Here is a 14,879-nt window from a genome sequence, read left to right on the forward strand (position 1 = left end):
CGGGGTGCCCCGCCCGCGCTCAGTAACCGCGGGCCGCGCGCGAGCGCAGGTACGCCTCGCGGACCGCGGCGTGATCCTCGACGATCCGGTCGTACTCACCGTGGAACAGCTCGGAGGCGACGATGAAGTCGGCCGTCGACCGGTTGCAGGCGGTGGGGATGTTGTAGAGCACGGCGATGCGCAGGAGCGCCTTCACGTCCGGATCGTGGGGCTGCGGCTCGAGCGGATCCCAGAAGAAGATGAGCACGTCGAGCTCGCCGTCGGCGATCTTGGCGCCGACCTGCTGGTCGCCCCCGAGCGGCCCGCTCTTGAAGCGCGTGATCCGGAGATCCGTCGCGGCCTGCACCAGGCCGCCCGTCGTGCCGGTCGCGAACAGCCGGTGCTCCTTCAGCACCTCGCGGTTGTACTTCACCCACTCGAGGAGATCGTCCTTCCGGCTGTCGTGCGCGATGAGCACGACGTTCTTGACGCCTTCCATCTTGACGCGCTGCGGCTGATCCATCGGGGGGATATACCGCATCCGCCGCTCAGGAACATGGCGCGTCGGTGACATGACGGGCGCCCGGGCGAGCGGCCGCCCTCAGGGCCGAGGTGCGTCCGGCAGGGCGAACCTCGGCCGCGCGTCGTCCCAGGCGAGCTCGAAGCGCCACCGGGCGAGCAGGATCCGCCCGTCGGCGCCGACGAGCGCTCGCGGCGGGTTCGGGAAGGGCGAGGCGGCGCGGATCGCGCGCACGACCTCGCGATCGTAGAAGTCGAGGCCAGAGCTCGCCACGAGGCGCACGTCGCGGACGCCGCCCGCCGGCTCGAGCACGATGTCCACCGTCGTGCCGCGGGTCCGCCGGCCGTACCGCTGCGAGGCGGGGTCGCGCGCGTCCCAGGTCCGGTTCGGGTCCCACTCGCGCGCGATCGCACGTTTCACGCGCAGGAAGAACTCCGCGAAGCGGAACCGGCGGGTGTTGAGCCCCGTCGCGTCGCCCTCCTCCACGTCGTGGAGCCGTTCGCCCGGTCCGCCGGCGAGCCGCTCGAACGTGGACGCGGTCGGCAGCAGGCGCGGGTCGTAGGGTCCTGTGCTGCGCGCGCCACCCTCCCCGGCCGCCGCCGCGGGGGCGGCCTCGCGGGCTGCAGAGGCGGCGGAACCCGAGGGAGCTTCTCCGGCGGGCGCAGGCGCGAGCGCCGCCCGCGCGCGCGCGACCGCCTCGCCCGCGTCCGCGGAGCCCTCGCGGCCGGGCACGGGCGTCTCGGCGCTGCCGCCCTCTCCGTTCCGTGGGATCCCCTGGGCGCCCTCCGGGCCCGGGGTGGGCCGCGCGAGCGGGGTGTCCCAGCGCCGCTTCCCCGCCTCGCGAGACTGCACGTCGCGCGGCGCGCTGCCGTCGTGGTCGGAGAGGAACCGCCAGCGCTCTGGCGCGCGCCGATCCGCGGACGGGGGCGCCGCGACGACCTCGCCGCGGGGGTCGGGGCGCTCGTCCACCGCCGGCGGCGGGCGGCGAGCGGGCTCGAGGGGCGTGGGCTGAGCGCGCTCCGCGGACACGAGCCGGTTCGCGCGCCAGCGCGCTGCGGACACCGCGGCCAGCCCGACCCGGGCGACGGCCTCCGCGCGGCGGGAGAGCGCGAACGCGCCCGCGGAGTGGATGGCGGCGAAGACCGCCGCGTTCAGGGCCACCGACGAGACGAGCGCGACGAGGGCGCGCCGCACCGGACGCTCGTGCGCAACGCGCGCAGCGCTGCGGTTCGCTGAGGTGTCCACGCGCCGTGGGAACACGGCGGCGTCGCCATTCCTGCCCGACCCCGCCGGCGCGTGCGACCGCTCCTCGCCCGCGCGCGTGCGCGGCCAGGCGGACGCCCGGTCACTGCTCCGGGCGCTCCCACATCACGAACGGCCGCCGATCGGACGGGTAGAGCGTGAAGGTGAACGGGACGCGGGTGGTCGGCTCGGAGCCGAACAACCCGCCGGGCGGGTTCGGGAACGGCTGGGCCTGCCGCACGGAGGCCATCGCGACGCGGTCGAAGAAGTCGACGTTGGACGACTGGAGCACGGACAGATCGGTCACGTGGCCGGAGCGATCGAGCGTGACGCTCACCACCACCGTCCGCTCCTTGTAGAAGAAGTGCTTGAACTCCGGGTCGCGCTCGCGAACGGCGGCGCGCACGCGCGGGTACCAGTCCGCGCCGATCTCGCGGCGCACCTGGTTGAAGAACGTGGCGTACTTGAACTCGCGGGTGTTGAGGGCGGTGACGTCGCCTTCCTCCGCCTCGCGGAACCCGTCCATGTTGGGCCCGCCCGCGAGCCGCGCGAGCGTGTCCTGCCCGAGCGACAGGTCGGGACGCTTCGGCCCCTGCAGCCGATCGGAGCCGTCCCCCGGCGCGCCCGGCAGCGCAGGCGAGGGCGCCCCCTGCTCGACGCGCTCCCTCCGCTGCTGCTCATGGAGCGGGGTCTCGCCTCCCGCGCTCGGCGCGAGGGCGAGCTTCTCCTGCGCCTGCTCGGGCTTCTGCTCCTGCTGCGGCATGCGCAGGCGATCCGCGCCCGTGCCTCGCTGGCCGGGCGCGCCCTCCTTCGCCTCGGTCTTTCGCTCCGCCTTGCCGCCCTCGCCCGACGCCTGGCGCCCCGGCGACGCAGGGGACGGCTGCGACCGCAGGTTCTGCGAATTGCCCGCGTAGCGCGAGACCGTCTCCTTCTCGACCCGCCGGTTCCGCTCGGACAGGAAGCGGCTGTCCTTGGGCGCCGCGTCCTCGCCCGGTGCGTCCGGGGCGAGCTCGACCACCTTGCCCGCCGCGCGCTGCTCCTCCGGGGGCGGCACGGGAGGCGCTTGCGGCGCGGGGGCCGCGCTGGGAGGCGGCGGAGGGCGGTTGCCGATGGCGCGGTTCGCGTCCCACTGCGACTGGGAGAGGTGCGTGAGCGCCACGGGTCGCGCCGGCCCCGGCGCGCGGAACGCGAACGCGCCGGCGGAGAGGAGCGCCCAGAGGAGCCCCGCGTTCGCGCCCAGCGAGAGCGCGATGGCGAGGAGCGTCCGGACCCCGAGACGGTCGCGGCGGATGCGTCGCCGGAGGCGTGTGCGGGACGGGGCCATGAGTTCCCGGGAGAATGTAACAGAGCACCTCTCCTTTTCCTCCCGCTCGCGTGCGTCCGTGCCGCCGGCTCCGTGGTTGACCTCCCGGCCGCGGGCCGGTAAACAGCGCGCGCCGATGCGCGCCGAGCGAGACATGCGGCCGTCGCCGGCCCGGCCTCCCGTCTGGGTACGGCGCGCGCTCCTCGCGGCGCTCGCCGCGCTGCTCGCCCTCTATGCGACCGTGCAGGGGGTCGTCCGGCTGCCAGCGGTGGACCGCTGGCTGCGCGAGCGCATCGGCGCGGAGCTGCGCGCGCGTCTCGGGACGGAGGTCACCGTCGCGCCCGGCGTGGCGATCGACCCGCTCTTCCGGGCGACCTTCGGCCCCGTCACCCTCCCCGGCGCGAGCCCGCGCGAGCCGCTCGTCCGGATCGAGCGCATCGCCGCGCGTCCGAGCCTCCTCGGGCTGCTGCGAGGCCGGCTGGAGCCCGCCTCCATCGCGCTCTCCGGCGTCCGGGTCTCCGTCGGTCCGCGCGGGCGCGCGCTCCGCGCGCTCCTCGAGCGGCGGCAGCGTCCGGGAACGGCCGAGCCAGCCCCGCCCGCCGCGCCGCGCCCGCGCCCCTCGGCGCGGTCGGCGCTCCCGTCCGTCCACGTGCGCGGGCTCGTCGTGGTGCTCCCCCTCGAGCGCGGTCAGGTGGAGCTGGGCCCGGTGGACGCCGAGCTCGGCGGCGCGCGCGACGCCGCCGGCGCGTCGTTCACGCTCGCGCTGCGCCTGCCCGGCGGCGGCACCGGCCAGGTCACCGCGCAGACCACCGCCGACGACCGCTGGCGCGCCCACGTCCGGCTCGGACACCTCTCGCCGGCGCTCCTCCCGCCCGCGCTGCGCGCCGGCCCCGCGACCTTGAGCGACGGCGCCGTGGCGCTCGAGCTCGACGCCGAGTCGGACGAGGGCTTCTCGCACGTCGAGGCACGGCTGCGCGCCTCGGGTGAGCGGCTGTTCGCGTCCGGCGAGCGGGTCGGGGACGAGCCGCTCGGCCCGTTCCGGCTCGGCGCAGAGGGGACCGTCACCTGGGACGCAGCGGAGCGTCGGGTCGCGTTCCGGGACGGCGTCCTCTCGCTCGGCGCCGACCTGCGCGTCGGCGTGACGGCCGAGGCCCGGCTCGGCTCGGGGGTGCCGTTCACGGCCTCGCTGCACGCGGATCGCGCCGACTGGACCGCCTTCGTCGAGGCGCTGCCACCGGGTCTCGCCCCGCCTCCCGAGGCGCCGCGCGCGCGCGGCACGTTCGACGCGCACCTCGACGTCTCCGGCCCGCTCCTCGCTCCCGCCGCCTGGACCGTCGGGGCCGGGCTCGACCTCACGCGGATGCGCGAGGCCTCGCGCAAGGGAGAGCCCGTCGCGCTGCGCCGCCCCTTCCCCTACCAGCCGGTGAACGGCGAGGGAGAGCGCGCCCGCGCGTTCGAGATCGGCCCGCGCACCCCGACCTTCGTCCCGATCGCGGACCTCCCCGAGCACGTCATCCGGGCGGTCACCACGAGCGAGGACGGGGGCTTCTTCGGCCACCCCGGCTTCGACTTCGCCGAGCTGGCCGACGCGTTCGCGCGCGGCGCCGAGGAGGGACGCGTCGTCCGGGGCGGCTCGACCATCACGCAGCAGCTCGCGAAGAACCTCTACCTCTCGCGGGAGAAGACGCTCGCGCGCAAGATCCGCGAGGCGGCCATCACGGTCGCGCTCGAGGCGACCGTCCCGAAGGCGCGCCTCCTCGAGATCTACCTGAACCTCGTCGAGTGGGGGCCGGGCGTGTACGGCATCGGGGCGGCCGCGCAGCACTGGTTCGGCAAGGACGCCCGCGCGCTCACCGCGAAGGAGGCCGCGTTCCTCGCCTCCATCATCCCGAACCCGATCCGCTACCACGGCATGCGCGCCCGGGGCAGCCCGAGCGACGCGTGGGAGCAGCGGGTCGAGGACATCCTGCACAAGATGACCGAGCAGGGCGCGCTCTCGGACGAGGACCTGCTCCGAGCGCTGTCCGAGCCGATCGTCTTCCGCGAGGGCTGACGCGCCGCCCGCCCGGCGCGCGCCACCGCGCGACGGGCTCGCGCCCTGCGGCGCGCGGCCCGATCAGGCGCCCACGCCGCGGAGCGTCCCCGCGCCGCGCTGCCCGCCCGTTCGTCTCCGGGCCCGGTAGCGCTCCCACGCGAGCGAGATGGCCCACGTGACCGCGACCATCGCGACGATGCCGAAGACGGTCGCGGGGAAGGAGAGCGCGCGCTTCACCCGCCACGCGAGCGCGCCGTACGTGAGCTCGACCGAGACGATGTACCCGACGAGCGACTGCCGCCCGAGCAGGGTCAGCCAGCCCAGCCCGCGCTCCGCCGCGTCCGGCAGGAGCTGGAGCGCGCCGGTGAGGGCGAGGCACACCGCGAGCCGCATGGCGAACCACGAGGGCGAGGTCCGCCAGAACTGCTGGTACGCGTAGACGGGGGCCCAGCGGTCCGCCCACCACCCGAGCGCGAAGAGCGCCGCGCCGAGCCCGAGCCAGAGCACCGGCCGCTTGTCACCGCGCGCGAGCGGCGCGGCGGCGGCGCCCGCGAGGAGGAAGCCCGCCCAGTTGAACAGGTGAAAGTTCGCGCGCGGCCAGCTTCCGTAGAGGTACGCGAAGAGGACGTCCACGAGCCGGCTCGGCGCCTGCCGCGCGGCCGGGTCCGCCGCGGCCGCAGCCGAGGGGAGATCGTAGTGGCGCAGCACCTCGGCGACGACGGGCGTGGCCAGCGCGATCGCGAGCGCCGCTGCGCCGGCCAGGAGCGCGCCCACCCGGGCCGATCTGCCGACGGAGAGGAGGGCCGAGAGGAGGAGCCCGACCGCGATGACGTTCAGGACGTCCACGCGCAGGAGATCCGTCCAGCCCCCCTCGCGCCGCCAGGCTCCGCCGACGACCAGCTCGACGGCGCGGAACCCGTACGCGACCCCGAGCAGCCAGAGCGCACGCCGGACCGCGGAGGCGCGGCGGGCGGCGGGGGCGATCCCCTTCCGCACGGCGGCGGCGTCCGCCAGGGCCTGCGAGAGACCCGCCATGTACAGGAAGCCGGGGGCGGCGAAGCCGCCGAGCATGCGGAGCGCGTGGTACGCGGCGCCGCTGCGCGCGTCGGGCGCGAGCCAGGCGTCGAGCACGTGCACCTCGACCATGAACAGCACGGCGAGGCCGCGCTGCCAGTCGAGCCAGAGCTTGCGTCGGGAGGGCGTCATCGGGCACCGCGCGGCGCGGCGCCGCCGCGCCGGTCACTTGTCGCGGTAGGTGATGCGTCCGCGCGTGAGGTCGTACGGCGACAGCTCGAGCTTGACCCGGTCGCCCGGGATGATGCGGATGTGGAACTTCTTCATCTTCCCCGAGGCGTACGCGAGCACGGTCGGGCCCTGGTCCACCTTGACGCGATACATGCCGCCGGCGAGGGCCTCCTCGACCGTCCCCTGCACCTCGATGCCGGCTTCCTTCTCGCTCATTCAGTCCCTTCTCGTTCGTTGCCGCGGCCCGCGCCAGAAGCGCGAGCGGCCCCGGTGACCCGAGGCCGCTCGATCGTCGCAGGAGGCCCGGTCTTACTGCCTCCGGACGTTGGCTGCCTGAAGCCCCTTGGGGCCCTGGGTCACGTCGAACTCGACGCGCTCACCCTCCTTCAGGGTGCGAAACCCGTCCATCTCGATGGCGCTGTGGTGGACGAAGACGTCCTCCCCGCCCTCCTGCGAGATGAACCCGTAGCCCTTCGCGTCGTTGAACCACTTCACGGTGCCGATCGCCATCGCTTCTCTTCCTTCGTCCTGTCACCGGACCGACCGTCGGTCCGGGCGGCAGGGTGGCGCGGACCCCCCAGCCTGGGCGCGAAATATCCCCGAAACACCCGCGAATCGTCAAGCGAACGCGCTCCGGATCCGCCGCCAGGAAGTGGACTCTGGAGGTCCCGGGGCGGAGGGGCCGCCCTTCACTGCGAGAGCGCGCCCAGCAGCGCCGTGGCCCGCTCCCCCACCTCGACGTCGCTGGCGACCGCGCGCAGCTCCGCGCACGCCTCCGCCCTGTCGGCACCCGGCGTCGCGAGCAGGCTCTCGGCGCGCGTCAGCCGGACGAACGGATCGGCCGGGGCGAGCTTCGTCGCCACCTCGGCGCAGAACCGCGCGGCGAGCGGCTGGCCGAGGCGCCTGTGCGCCTGGGAGAGGAGCGCCCACGCGCCGGCGTCCTCGTGGTTCGTGACGACGAGCCCTTCGAGGATCGCGCGCGCGGTCTCCACCCGTCCCGCCTCGAGCTCCGCCTCCGCGAGGCAGGCGATGGCGTCGCCGACGTCCGGCGGGATCCCCTGCAGCTCCGCGAGCGTCCCCTGCTCCGTTCCCTCGATGACGTTCATGGCGCGGCTCCTAGCGGAGGTTCCCGATGATGGAAGACCGGGTCTCGTGCTGCATGCGGAAGATCGAGGACACGAGGTTGAACATCTCCTTCTGCTTCTCCTGGAGCTGCTGGAGCTTCATGAGCTCGAGCTGCTGCTCGCTCTGGGAGAGCGCGCTCTCGCCGTCCGCCGTGCTCGACGACCCCGACGCGGTTGAGCCTCCGCTCGACGACTTCATCTCGGCGTCGAGGGCCTTCGCGAGGTCGACGGCGCCGCTCGCGAGGTCGGGCCCGATCTTCATGAGCACCGGCGCGAGCGCGGGGAACCCGAGGGCGGTGGCGCCCGCCGCGAGCACCGGCCCGCCGAGCTTCTTCAGCGCGGCCTGGAAGGTCTTGTCCTTCAGGATGTCGACGAGCTGGCCCGCGCCGGGGACGATCTTCTTCACCACCGACGCGAGCGCGCCGAAGATCCCGCCCTTCTTCTTCTTCGTCCCGGAGGTCCCGCCCGTGGACCCGGACTTGCTCGCGGAGGACGACCTGCCCGCGAGGACGTCCATGTGCTGCTTCATCTCCTCCTCGTACCGGGCGTTGAGCTGCGCGAGGAGGCGCATCAGCTTCTCCTCGAGCGAGAGCCTGGGGTCGTCGAGGAAGGCGAACGGGTCGCCGGCCGTCGTCTTCGAGGACGACGACCTCGACGACGCGGTGGAGCTGGACGTCTTCTTCGCGTAGCCCGCGCTCGAGGAGCGCGAGGCGGTGGAGCGCCGCGCGGCGGAGCTCCTCGTGCGCTTCGCCTTCGTGGTCCGGGCGGCCTGGGGGACCAGGGTCTCGATCGCGAGCTCGGCGAGGCCGCGCACGGCGGCGCCGGCCGCGGCGTGCAGCGAGGAGGACCGCGCCTCCTCCAGCGGTGGGGTCAAGACGGGCGCGGCGGACGGGGCGGAGCCGGAGCTGGCGGCGGAGATCATGTGTGAGATCCTTTCCTGGGGCCGGCGAGGTCAGGAGCGCGCCGGCGTCGCCCCCCACAGCGCGGCGCGTGCCACCCCGCTGCGCCGTGGTTCCGCGCACTTCCACGCACCTCGCGGGTCCGCGCCGCGTTCCCCTCGGCCGCGCTCCGGCCTTTACGGCACGCCCGGTCGGCGCCTAGATTCCGCGCGATGCGCTACCTCGGCCTGGACCTGGGCCGCGCCCGGATCGGCCTCGCCCTCGCCGACGACGTGCTCCGCACTGCGCGGCCGCTCTCCGTCGTCCAGCACCGATCGCGCGAGGCCGACCTCTCCGCCATCCTCGCCGCCATGCGGGAGTGGGAGGTCGAGGCCGCGGTCGTCGGGCTCCCGCTCAACATGGACGGGACCGAAGGACCGGAGGCCCGCCACGCGCGGGCGTTCGCCGCGGAGCTCGGGCGCGCGGCCGGCGTGCCGGTCGAGCTCTTCGACGAGCGGCTCTCCTCGTTCGAGGCCGAGTCGAGGCTGCGCGACCAGGGGTTCTCGTCGCGGGACGTCCGCGCGCGCGTCGACGCCGAGGCGGCGGCGATCATCCTGCAGGGCTGGCTCGATCGGAGGCAGGCTTGAAGCGGTTCGTCCTCGCCGTCGTCCTCGTCGCGCTCGTCGCCGCCGCCGCGATGGCGGCCCTCGCCTGGCGCGACGTGACCGTCTTCCGCGAGACGCCGTACGGCGGCCCCGACGAGAAGGTCGTCGTGGTGCCCCCCGGCTCGAGCGCGCGCGCCGTGATCCGCGCGCTGGCGCAGGCGGGCGTGCTCTCCGACGAGCGGGTGGCGTGGCGCTATTTTCGGTTCGTGAAGCGGGACCGGCGCACCTTCCGCGCCGGCGAGTACGCGTTCGCGGGGCCGCTCCGGCCCGACGAGGTCATCGAGCGCGTCTTCCGAGGCGAGGTGAAGCTGTACCGGTTCACCGTGCCCGAGGGGCTCCGCGCCGAGGAGATCGCGGCGATCGTGGCCCGCAGCGGGCTGGCGAGCGAGGCCGAGTTCCTCGCCGTGGCACGCGACCCGGCGGTCGCGCGGGCGCTGGGCGTGCCGTACGCCAGCCTGGAAGGGTTCCTCTTCCCCGATACGTACAGCTTCGCGAGGGGGTCCTCGGCGCGCGCCATCGCCGAGGCGATGGTCGCTCGCTTCGACGACGAGTACCGGAAGGCGGACGCGCTCCGGGCCCCCGGGATCGCGCTCGACGAGGGGCGCGTCGCGACGCTCGCCTCCATCGTCGAGAAGGAGACCGGACGCGTGGACGAGCGGCCGCGGATCGCGTGCGTGTTCCTGAACCGGCTGCGCATCGGGATGCCGCTCCAGACGGACCCCACCGTGATGTACGCGACGATGCTCCGGACGGGGCGATGGTCGAAGAACATCACCCGCGCGGACCTCCTCACGCCCCATCCGTACAACACGTACACGACCGCGGGCCTGCCCCCCGGGCCGATCGCCAGCGCGGGAGCCGCAGCGCTCCGCGCGGTCCTCGCGCCCGCGCAGTGCAAGGATCTCTACTTCGTCTCGCGCAACGACGGCTCGCACGTCTTCTGCCCCGACCTCGCCTGCCACAACGCGGCCGTGCAGCGCTGGCAGGTGGAGTTCTTCAAGCGCGGCGCGCGCTGAGCGCGCGCGGCCGCTCCCCACCCGGGAGTCCTCGGCGCGCGCGGGGCCCTGCGTCTCTGCAGCGCGCCTCGCCGGACCTTATGCTCCCTTGAGCCGCCGCAACTCGGGCGGCGCAAGCTCGAGGGCACGCATGCGAGACGTCCGAGAAGTGACGCAGACGGGCTGGGTGTCGCGGATCGCCGCGCTCCAGGATCGCGAGGGGTACTCGGAGCAGCACTGGGAGGGCTCCTTCGAGGAGTACCTCGCCATCGTGCGGCAGAACCCGAAGGTCACGCGGACCGCGTTCCAGCGCGTCTACGACATGATCCTGTCGCACGGGAAGACCGAGTACATCGACAACAAGAAGAAGCTCATCCGCTACGACTTCTTCACCGACCCCATGTTCGGCGGGAAGGACGCGATCTACGGGCTCGACATCCCGCTCATGAAGCTCGTGAACGTCTTCAAGAGCGCGGCGCAGATGTACGGGACGGAGAAGCGCGTCATCCTCCTGCACGGCCCGGTCGGCTCGTCCAAGTCGACCATCGCGCGCCTGCTCAAGAAGGGGCTCGAGGCGTACTCCAGGAGCCCGGAGGGCGCGGTCTACACCTACGCGTGGGACGTCGAGCGCACCAACCTCGACGGGGTGAAGCGCCGCGAGCTCATGCCCTGCCCGATGCACGAGGAGCCGCTGCACCTCGTGCCCCACGAGTGGCGCGCGAAGGTCTACGCGGAGCTCTCCCCGCCGGAGGCCGGCTTCACCATCCCGGACACGGGCGACCTCTGCCCGGCCTGCCGCTTCGTCTTCAAGGAGCTGATGACGGAGTACAAGGGCGACTGGGAGAAGGTGATGACGCACGTGCGCGTGCGGCGGCTCATCCTCTCCGAGAAGGATCGCGTCGGCGTCGGCACGTTCCAGCCGAAGGACGAGAAGAACCAGGACTCGACCGAGCTCACCGGCGACATCAACTACCGGAAGATCGCCGAGTACGGCTCCGACTCGGACCCGCGCGCGTTCAACTTCGACGGTGAGTTCAACATCGCGAACCGCGGCATCATCGAGTTCGTCGAGATCCTGAAGCTCGACGTGGCGTTCCTCTACGACCTCCTCGGCGCCACGCAGGAGCACAAGATCAAGCCGAAGAAGTTCCCCCAGACCGACATCGACGAGGTCATCGTCGGCCACACGAACGAGCCCGAGTACAAGAAGCTCCAGTCGAACGAGTTCATGGAGGCGCTGCGGGATCGCACCGTCAAGATCGACATCCCGTACATCTCGCGCCTCGACGAGGAGGTGAAGATCTACGAGCGCGACTACAACAGCCACAAGATCCGGGGCAAGCACATCGCCCCGCACACGCTCGAGATGGCCGCGATGTGGGGCGTGCTCACCCGGCTGGAAGAGCCGAAGAAGCACAACCTCACCCTCGTCCAGAAGCTGAAGCTCTACAACGGCAAGTCGCTGCCGAACTTCACCGAGGACAACATCAAGGAGCTCCGCAAGGAGGCGCAGCGCGAGGGCATGGAGGGCATCAGCCCGCGCTACGTGCAGGACAAGATCTCGAACGCGCTCGTCTCCGACAAGGGCGACGGCTGCGTGAACCCGTTCATGGTGCTGAACGAGCTCGAGTCCGGCCTGCGGCAGCACTCGCTCATCTCCTCCGAGGAGCAGCGCAAGCGCTTCCGGGACCTCCTCACCGACGTGAAGCGCGAGTACGAGGACGTCGTGAAGAACGAGGTCCAGCGCGCGATCAGCGCCGACGAGGACGCGATCACGAAGCTGTGCGCGAACTACATCGACAACATCAAGGCGTACACGCAGCGCGAGAAGGTCCGCAACAAGTACACGGGCCAGTACGAGGAGCCCGACGAGCGGCTGATGCGCTCGATCGAGGAGAAGATCGACATCGCGGACAGCCGGAAGGACGACTTCCGCCGCGAGATCATGAACTACATCGGCGCGCTCGCGATCGAGGGGAAGACCTTCAACTACCGCACGAACGAGCGGCTCCACAAGGCGCTCGAGCTGAAGCTCTTCGAGGACCAGAAGGACTCGATCAAGCTGAAGAACCTGGTCGCCTCGGTGGTGGACCGCGACACGCAGGAGAAGATCGACGTCGTGAAGCAGCGCCTCATCAAGAACTACGGCTACTGCGAGGTCTGCTCCACCGACGTCCTCAACTACGTCGCCTCGATCTTCGCGCGCGGCGACGCGAAGGACTAGCCAGCAGCGGGGCCCGGAGCGCGGGCGAGGAGCGTGGTCGGCGCATGACACTCAAGATCAAGCAGGACCACGCCCGCTTCCGCGACATCATCCGCGGCCGCATCAAGCGGAACCTGAAGAAGTACGTCCAGAAGGGAGAGATGATCGGCAAGAAGGGGAAGGAGTTCATCACCATCCCCGTCCCGACCATCGACATCCCCCACTTCGTGTTCGGCGAGCGGTCGCAGGGCGGGGTGGGCCAGGGCGAGGGCGAGCCGGGCGATCCGCTCTCGCCCGGGGACGGGCAGCCCGGCTCCGGGCAGGCCGGCCAGGGCGAGGGGCAGCACATCCTCGAGGTGGACGTCTCGCTCGAGGAGCTCGCCGACATCCTCGGCGAGGAGCTCTCCCTCCCCCGCATCCAGCCGAAGGGCAAGGACCGGATCGTCGCGACGAAGCTCAAGTACACGGGCGTCGCGCCGGCCGGGCCCGAGTCGCTGCGCCACTTCAAGCGCACCTACAAGCAGGCGCTGCGGCGGCAGATCGCGAGCGGCTCGTACAACTGGCGGAAGCCGCTCATCGTCCCGGTGCGCGAGGACCGGCGCTACCGGAGCTGGAAGCAGGTGCCGCTCCCGGAGACGAACGCCGTCGTCATCTACATGATGGACGTGTCGGGATCGATGGGCGACGAGCAGAAGGAGATCGTCCGCATCGAGTCCTTCTGGATCGACACCTGGCTGCGCAAGCACTACAAGGGCCTCGAGACCCGCTACATCATCCACGACGCCGTCGCGCGCGAGGTCGACCGCGACACGTTCTTCCACACGCGCGAGTCGGGCGGGACGATGATCTCGTCCGCGTACAAGCTCGCGCTGGAGATGATCGAGAGCGAGTACTCGCCGGGGAGCTGGAACGTCTACCCCTTCCACTTCTCCGACGGAGACAACTGGAGCGCGGACGACACCCGGCTCTGCGTGGACCTGCTCCAGAACCGCATCCTGCCCGCCGTGAACCTGTTCGCGTACGGGCAGGTCGAGAGCCCGTACGGCTCCGGCCAGTTCATCAAGGACCTGAAGGACGCCATCGGCGCGCACGACAACGTGGCGCTCTCGGAGATCGCCGACAAGGACGGGATCTACGGCTCCATCAAGACGTTCCTCGGGACCGGGAACTAGGGGACGGCATGGATCGCAAGACGCAGCTCCCGGCGCACCTGCACGACATCCGCAAGCGCATCGAGGGCTACGCCCGCGAGTACGGGCTCGACTTCTTCGACACGATCTTCGAGGTCCTGAACTTCGACGAGATCAACATGGTCGCCGCCTACGGCGGCTTCCCGAACCGCTACCCGCACTGGCGGTTCGGGATGGACTACGAGCGGCTCGCGAAGGGCTACGAGTACGGCCTCTCCAAGATCTACGAGATGGTCATCAACAACGACCCCTCGTACGCGTACCTGCTCGAGTCCAACATGGACGTGGACCAGAAGCTCGTGATGGCCCACGTCTACGGCCACGTCGACTTCTTCAAGAACAACTTCATGTTCCGGCACACCAACCGGAAGATGATGGACCAGATGGCGAACCACGCGACGCGCGTCCGCCGCTACCAGGACAAGCTCGGGGTGGAGCTGGTCGAGGACTTCATCGATCGCTGCCTCTCGATCGAGAACCTCATCGACTACCAGTCACCCTACGTGAAGCGCCGTCCGGACCACCCGGAGGAGGAGGGCGAGCGGAAGGTCGCGAAGGGCTTCAAGTCCGAGCGCGAGTACATGCGGGAGTTCATCAACCCGCCGGAGTTCCTGAAGGCGCAGCAGAAGCTGCTCGACGAGGAGGCCGCCCGCAAGCGCAAGTTCCCCGAGCGCCCGGAGCGCGACGTGCTGCTCTTCCTCCTGGAGAACGCGCCCCTCGAGCGGTGGGAGCACGACGTCCTCTCCATCGTCCGCGAGGAGGCGTACTACTTCGCGCCGCAGGGCCAGACCAAGATCATGAACGAGGGCTGGGCCACCTACTGGCACTCCAAGATCATGACGGAGAAGGCCCTCGACGCGTCGGAGATCATCGACTACGCCGACCACCACTCCGGCACCCTGGCCACGCACCCGGGCCAGCTCAACCCCTACAAGCTCGGCGTGGAGCTCTGGCGCGACATCGAGGACCGCTGGAACAAGGGGCGCTTCGGCAAGGAGTACGACGACTGCGACTCCTTCGTGGAGCGCAAGCACTGGGACAAGCGGCTCGGCCTCGGGCGCGAGAAGATCTTCGAGGTCCGCAAGCACTACAACGACGTCACCTTCATCGACGAGTTCCTCACCCTCGAGTTCGTGCTCGATCAGCGCCTGTTCACCTACGGCTACAACGACAAGCACCAGCGCTGGGAGGTCATGGAGCGCGAGTTCAAGAAGGTGAAGGAGAAGCTCCTCCACATGCTGACCAACTTCGGCCAGCCGATGATCGCGGTGGAGGACGGCAACTTCGACAACCGCGGCGAGCTCCTCCTCGTGCACAAGCACGACGGGGTGGACCTGAAGCTCGACTACGCGCGCGACACCCTGAAGCACCTCCAGTCGCTCTGGCGCCGGCCCGTGAACCTCGTCTCCAAGATCGAGGGCCGCGGCACGCTCTTCCGCTTCGACGGCAAGGAGCACGGCGACCGGCGCGTGGAGCTCTGACCCCGGCCGGCGGCCGCTC

The 14,879-nt window shown here is 71.6% G+C and carries 14 protein-coding genes; 6 read left to right on the forward strand and 8 right to left on the reverse strand.

All coding sequences use genetic code 11. From position 1 onward, the window contains the following. Window positions 1-19: 19 nt before the first annotated feature. The 3 genes from MNZ39_RS06905 to MNZ39_RS06915 form a co-directional block, all read right to left on the reverse strand. On the reverse strand, window positions 20-502 hold the full coding sequence (locus tag MNZ39_RS06905) for a methylglyoxal synthase (protein WP_242336531.1): 483 nt from the start codon (window positions 500-502) through the stop codon (window positions 20-22). A gap of 78 nt (window positions 503-580) precedes the next feature. Continuing rightward, entirely contained in the window at window positions 581-1,693 is a 1,113-nt protein-coding gene (locus tag MNZ39_RS24840; protein WP_242336534.1) for a TonB family protein, read from the reverse strand. A gap of 151 nt (window positions 1,694-1,844) precedes the next feature. Then, window positions 1,845-3,065, reverse strand: coding sequence for an energy transducer TonB (locus MNZ39_RS06915; protein WP_242336537.1), 1,221 nt, complete (start codon window positions 3,063-3,065; stop codon window positions 1,845-1,847). A gap of 133 nt (window positions 3,066-3,198) precedes the next feature. On the opposite strand from MNZ39_RS06915, the gene MNZ39_RS06920 reads away from it, so the two are divergent. Next, window positions 3,199-5,097 carry a transglycosylase domain-containing protein gene (locus MNZ39_RS06920; RefSeq protein WP_242336540.1) on the forward strand — a complete coding sequence of 633 codons (1,899 nt, stop codon included), beginning with the start codon at window positions 3,199-3,201 and terminating at the stop codon, window positions 5,095-5,097. 63 nt (window positions 5,098-5,160) lie between these two features. Here the strand turns inward: MNZ39_RS06920 and MNZ39_RS06925 are convergent, their stop codons facing one another. The 5 genes from MNZ39_RS06925 to MNZ39_RS06945 form a co-directional block, all read right to left on the reverse strand. Continuing rightward, window positions 5,161-6,285 (reverse strand): heparan-alpha-glucosaminide N-acetyltransferase domain-containing protein, encoded by a 1,125-nt coding sequence (locus MNZ39_RS06925; protein ID WP_242336542.1) that lies wholly within the window; start codon window positions 6,283-6,285, stop codon window positions 5,161-5,163. Between the two features lie 33 nt (window positions 6,286-6,318). Beyond that, window positions 6,319-6,540: a translation initiation factor IF-1 gene (gene infA, locus MNZ39_RS06930; protein WP_012097326.1), complete on the reverse strand. Its 222-nt coding sequence runs from the start codon at window positions 6,538-6,540 to the stop codon at window positions 6,319-6,321. A gap of 93 nt (window positions 6,541-6,633) precedes the next feature. Further along, entirely contained in the window at window positions 6,634-6,834 is a 201-nt protein-coding gene (locus MNZ39_RS06935) for a cold-shock protein (RefSeq protein WP_242336545.1), read from the reverse strand. Window positions 6,835-7,013: 179 nt separating this feature from the next. Next, window positions 7,014-7,430 (reverse strand): hypothetical protein, encoded by a 417-nt coding sequence (locus MNZ39_RS06940; RefSeq protein WP_242336546.1) that lies wholly within the window; start codon window positions 7,428-7,430, stop codon window positions 7,014-7,016. Window positions 7,431-7,440: 10 nt separating this feature from the next. Next, window positions 7,441-8,370, reverse strand: coding sequence for a hypothetical protein (locus MNZ39_RS06945; protein ID WP_242336549.1), 930 nt, complete (start codon window positions 8,368-8,370; stop codon window positions 7,441-7,443). Between the two features lie 189 nt (window positions 8,371-8,559). Here MNZ39_RS06945 and ruvX point away from each other — a divergent pair, with 189 nt between their 5' ends. The 5 genes from ruvX to MNZ39_RS06970 all read left to right on the forward strand — a co-directional run bounded on the left by ruvX (window position 8,560) and on the right by MNZ39_RS06970 (window position 14,860). After that, complete coding sequence (ruvX, locus tag MNZ39_RS06950) at window positions 8,560-8,973, forward strand: Holliday junction resolvase RuvX (protein WP_242336552.1); 414 nt, start codon at window positions 8,560-8,562, stop codon at window positions 8,971-8,973. After that, window positions 8,970-10,007: an endolytic transglycosylase MltG gene (gene mltG, locus MNZ39_RS06955; RefSeq protein ID WP_242336555.1), complete on the forward strand. Its 1,038-nt coding sequence runs from the start codon at window positions 8,970-8,972 to the stop codon at window positions 10,005-10,007. The genes ruvX and mltG overlap by 4 nt, the downstream gene beginning before the upstream one ends. A gap of 130 nt (window positions 10,008-10,137) precedes the next feature. Then, window positions 10,138-12,210 (forward strand): PrkA family serine protein kinase, encoded by a 2,073-nt coding sequence (locus MNZ39_RS06960; protein WP_242336558.1) that lies wholly within the window; start codon window positions 10,138-10,140, stop codon window positions 12,208-12,210. Between the two features lie 44 nt (window positions 12,211-12,254). Then, complete coding sequence (locus tag MNZ39_RS06965; protein ID WP_242336561.1) at window positions 12,255-13,361, forward strand: DUF444 family protein; 1,107 nt, start codon at window positions 12,255-12,257, stop codon at window positions 13,359-13,361. Window positions 13,362-13,369: 8 nt separating this feature from the next. Further along, window positions 13,370-14,860, forward strand: a complete 1,491-nt coding sequence (locus tag MNZ39_RS06970; protein WP_242336564.1) for a SpoVR family protein — start codon at window positions 13,370-13,372, stop codon at window positions 14,858-14,860. Window positions 14,861-14,879 lie beyond the last annotated feature (19 nt).

The sequence above is a fragment of the Anaeromyxobacter sp. SG66 genome (genome assembly GCF_022690805.1).
GTDB classification, from domain to species: Bacteria; Myxococcota; Myxococcia; order Myxococcales; family Anaeromyxobacteraceae; genus Anaeromyxobacter; species Anaeromyxobacter soli.

What these genes read in the sequence shown, in the direction of transcription:
- MNZ39_RS06905 (WP_242336531.1), bottom strand. Translation starts at nt 502, where the DNA reads ATGGATCAGCCGCAGCGCGTCAAGATGGAAGGCGTCAAGAACGTCGTG.
- MNZ39_RS06915 (WP_242336537.1), bottom strand. Translation starts at nt 3,065, where the DNA reads ATGGCCCCGTCCCGCACACGCCTCCGGCGACGCATCCGCCGCGACCGT.
- MNZ39_RS06920 (WP_242336540.1), top strand. Translation starts at nt 3,199, where the DNA reads ATGCGGCCGTCGCCGGCCCGGCCTCCCGTCTGGGTACGGCGCGCGCTC.
- MNZ39_RS06925 (WP_242336542.1), bottom strand. Translation starts at nt 6,285, where the DNA reads ATGACGCCCTCCCGACGCAAGCTCTGGCTCGACTGGCAGCGCGGCCTC.
- infA (WP_012097326.1), bottom strand. Translation starts at nt 6,540, where the DNA reads ATGAGCGAGAAGGAAGCCGGCATCGAGGTGCAGGGGACGGTCGAGGAG.
- MNZ39_RS06935 (WP_242336545.1), bottom strand. Translation starts at nt 6,834, where the DNA reads ATGGCGATCGGCACCGTGAAGTGGTTCAACGACGCGAAGGGCTACGGG.
- MNZ39_RS06940 (WP_242336546.1), bottom strand. Translation starts at nt 7,430, where the DNA reads ATGAACGTCATCGAGGGAACGGAGCAGGGGACGCTCGCGGAGCTGCAG.
- MNZ39_RS06945 (WP_242336549.1), bottom strand. Translation starts at nt 8,370, where the DNA reads ATGATCTCCGCCGCCAGCTCCGGCTCCGCCCCGTCCGCCGCGCCCGTC.
- ruvX (WP_242336552.1), top strand. Translation starts at nt 8,560, where the DNA reads ATGCGCTACCTCGGCCTGGACCTGGGCCGCGCCCGGATCGGCCTCGCC.
- MNZ39_RS06960 (WP_242336558.1), top strand. Translation starts at nt 10,138, where the DNA reads ATGCGAGACGTCCGAGAAGTGACGCAGACGGGCTGGGTGTCGCGGATC.
- MNZ39_RS06965 (WP_242336561.1), top strand. Translation starts at nt 12,255, where the DNA reads ATGACACTCAAGATCAAGCAGGACCACGCCCGCTTCCGCGACATCATC.
- MNZ39_RS06970 (WP_242336564.1), top strand. Translation starts at nt 13,370, where the DNA reads ATGGATCGCAAGACGCAGCTCCCGGCGCACCTGCACGACATCCGCAAG.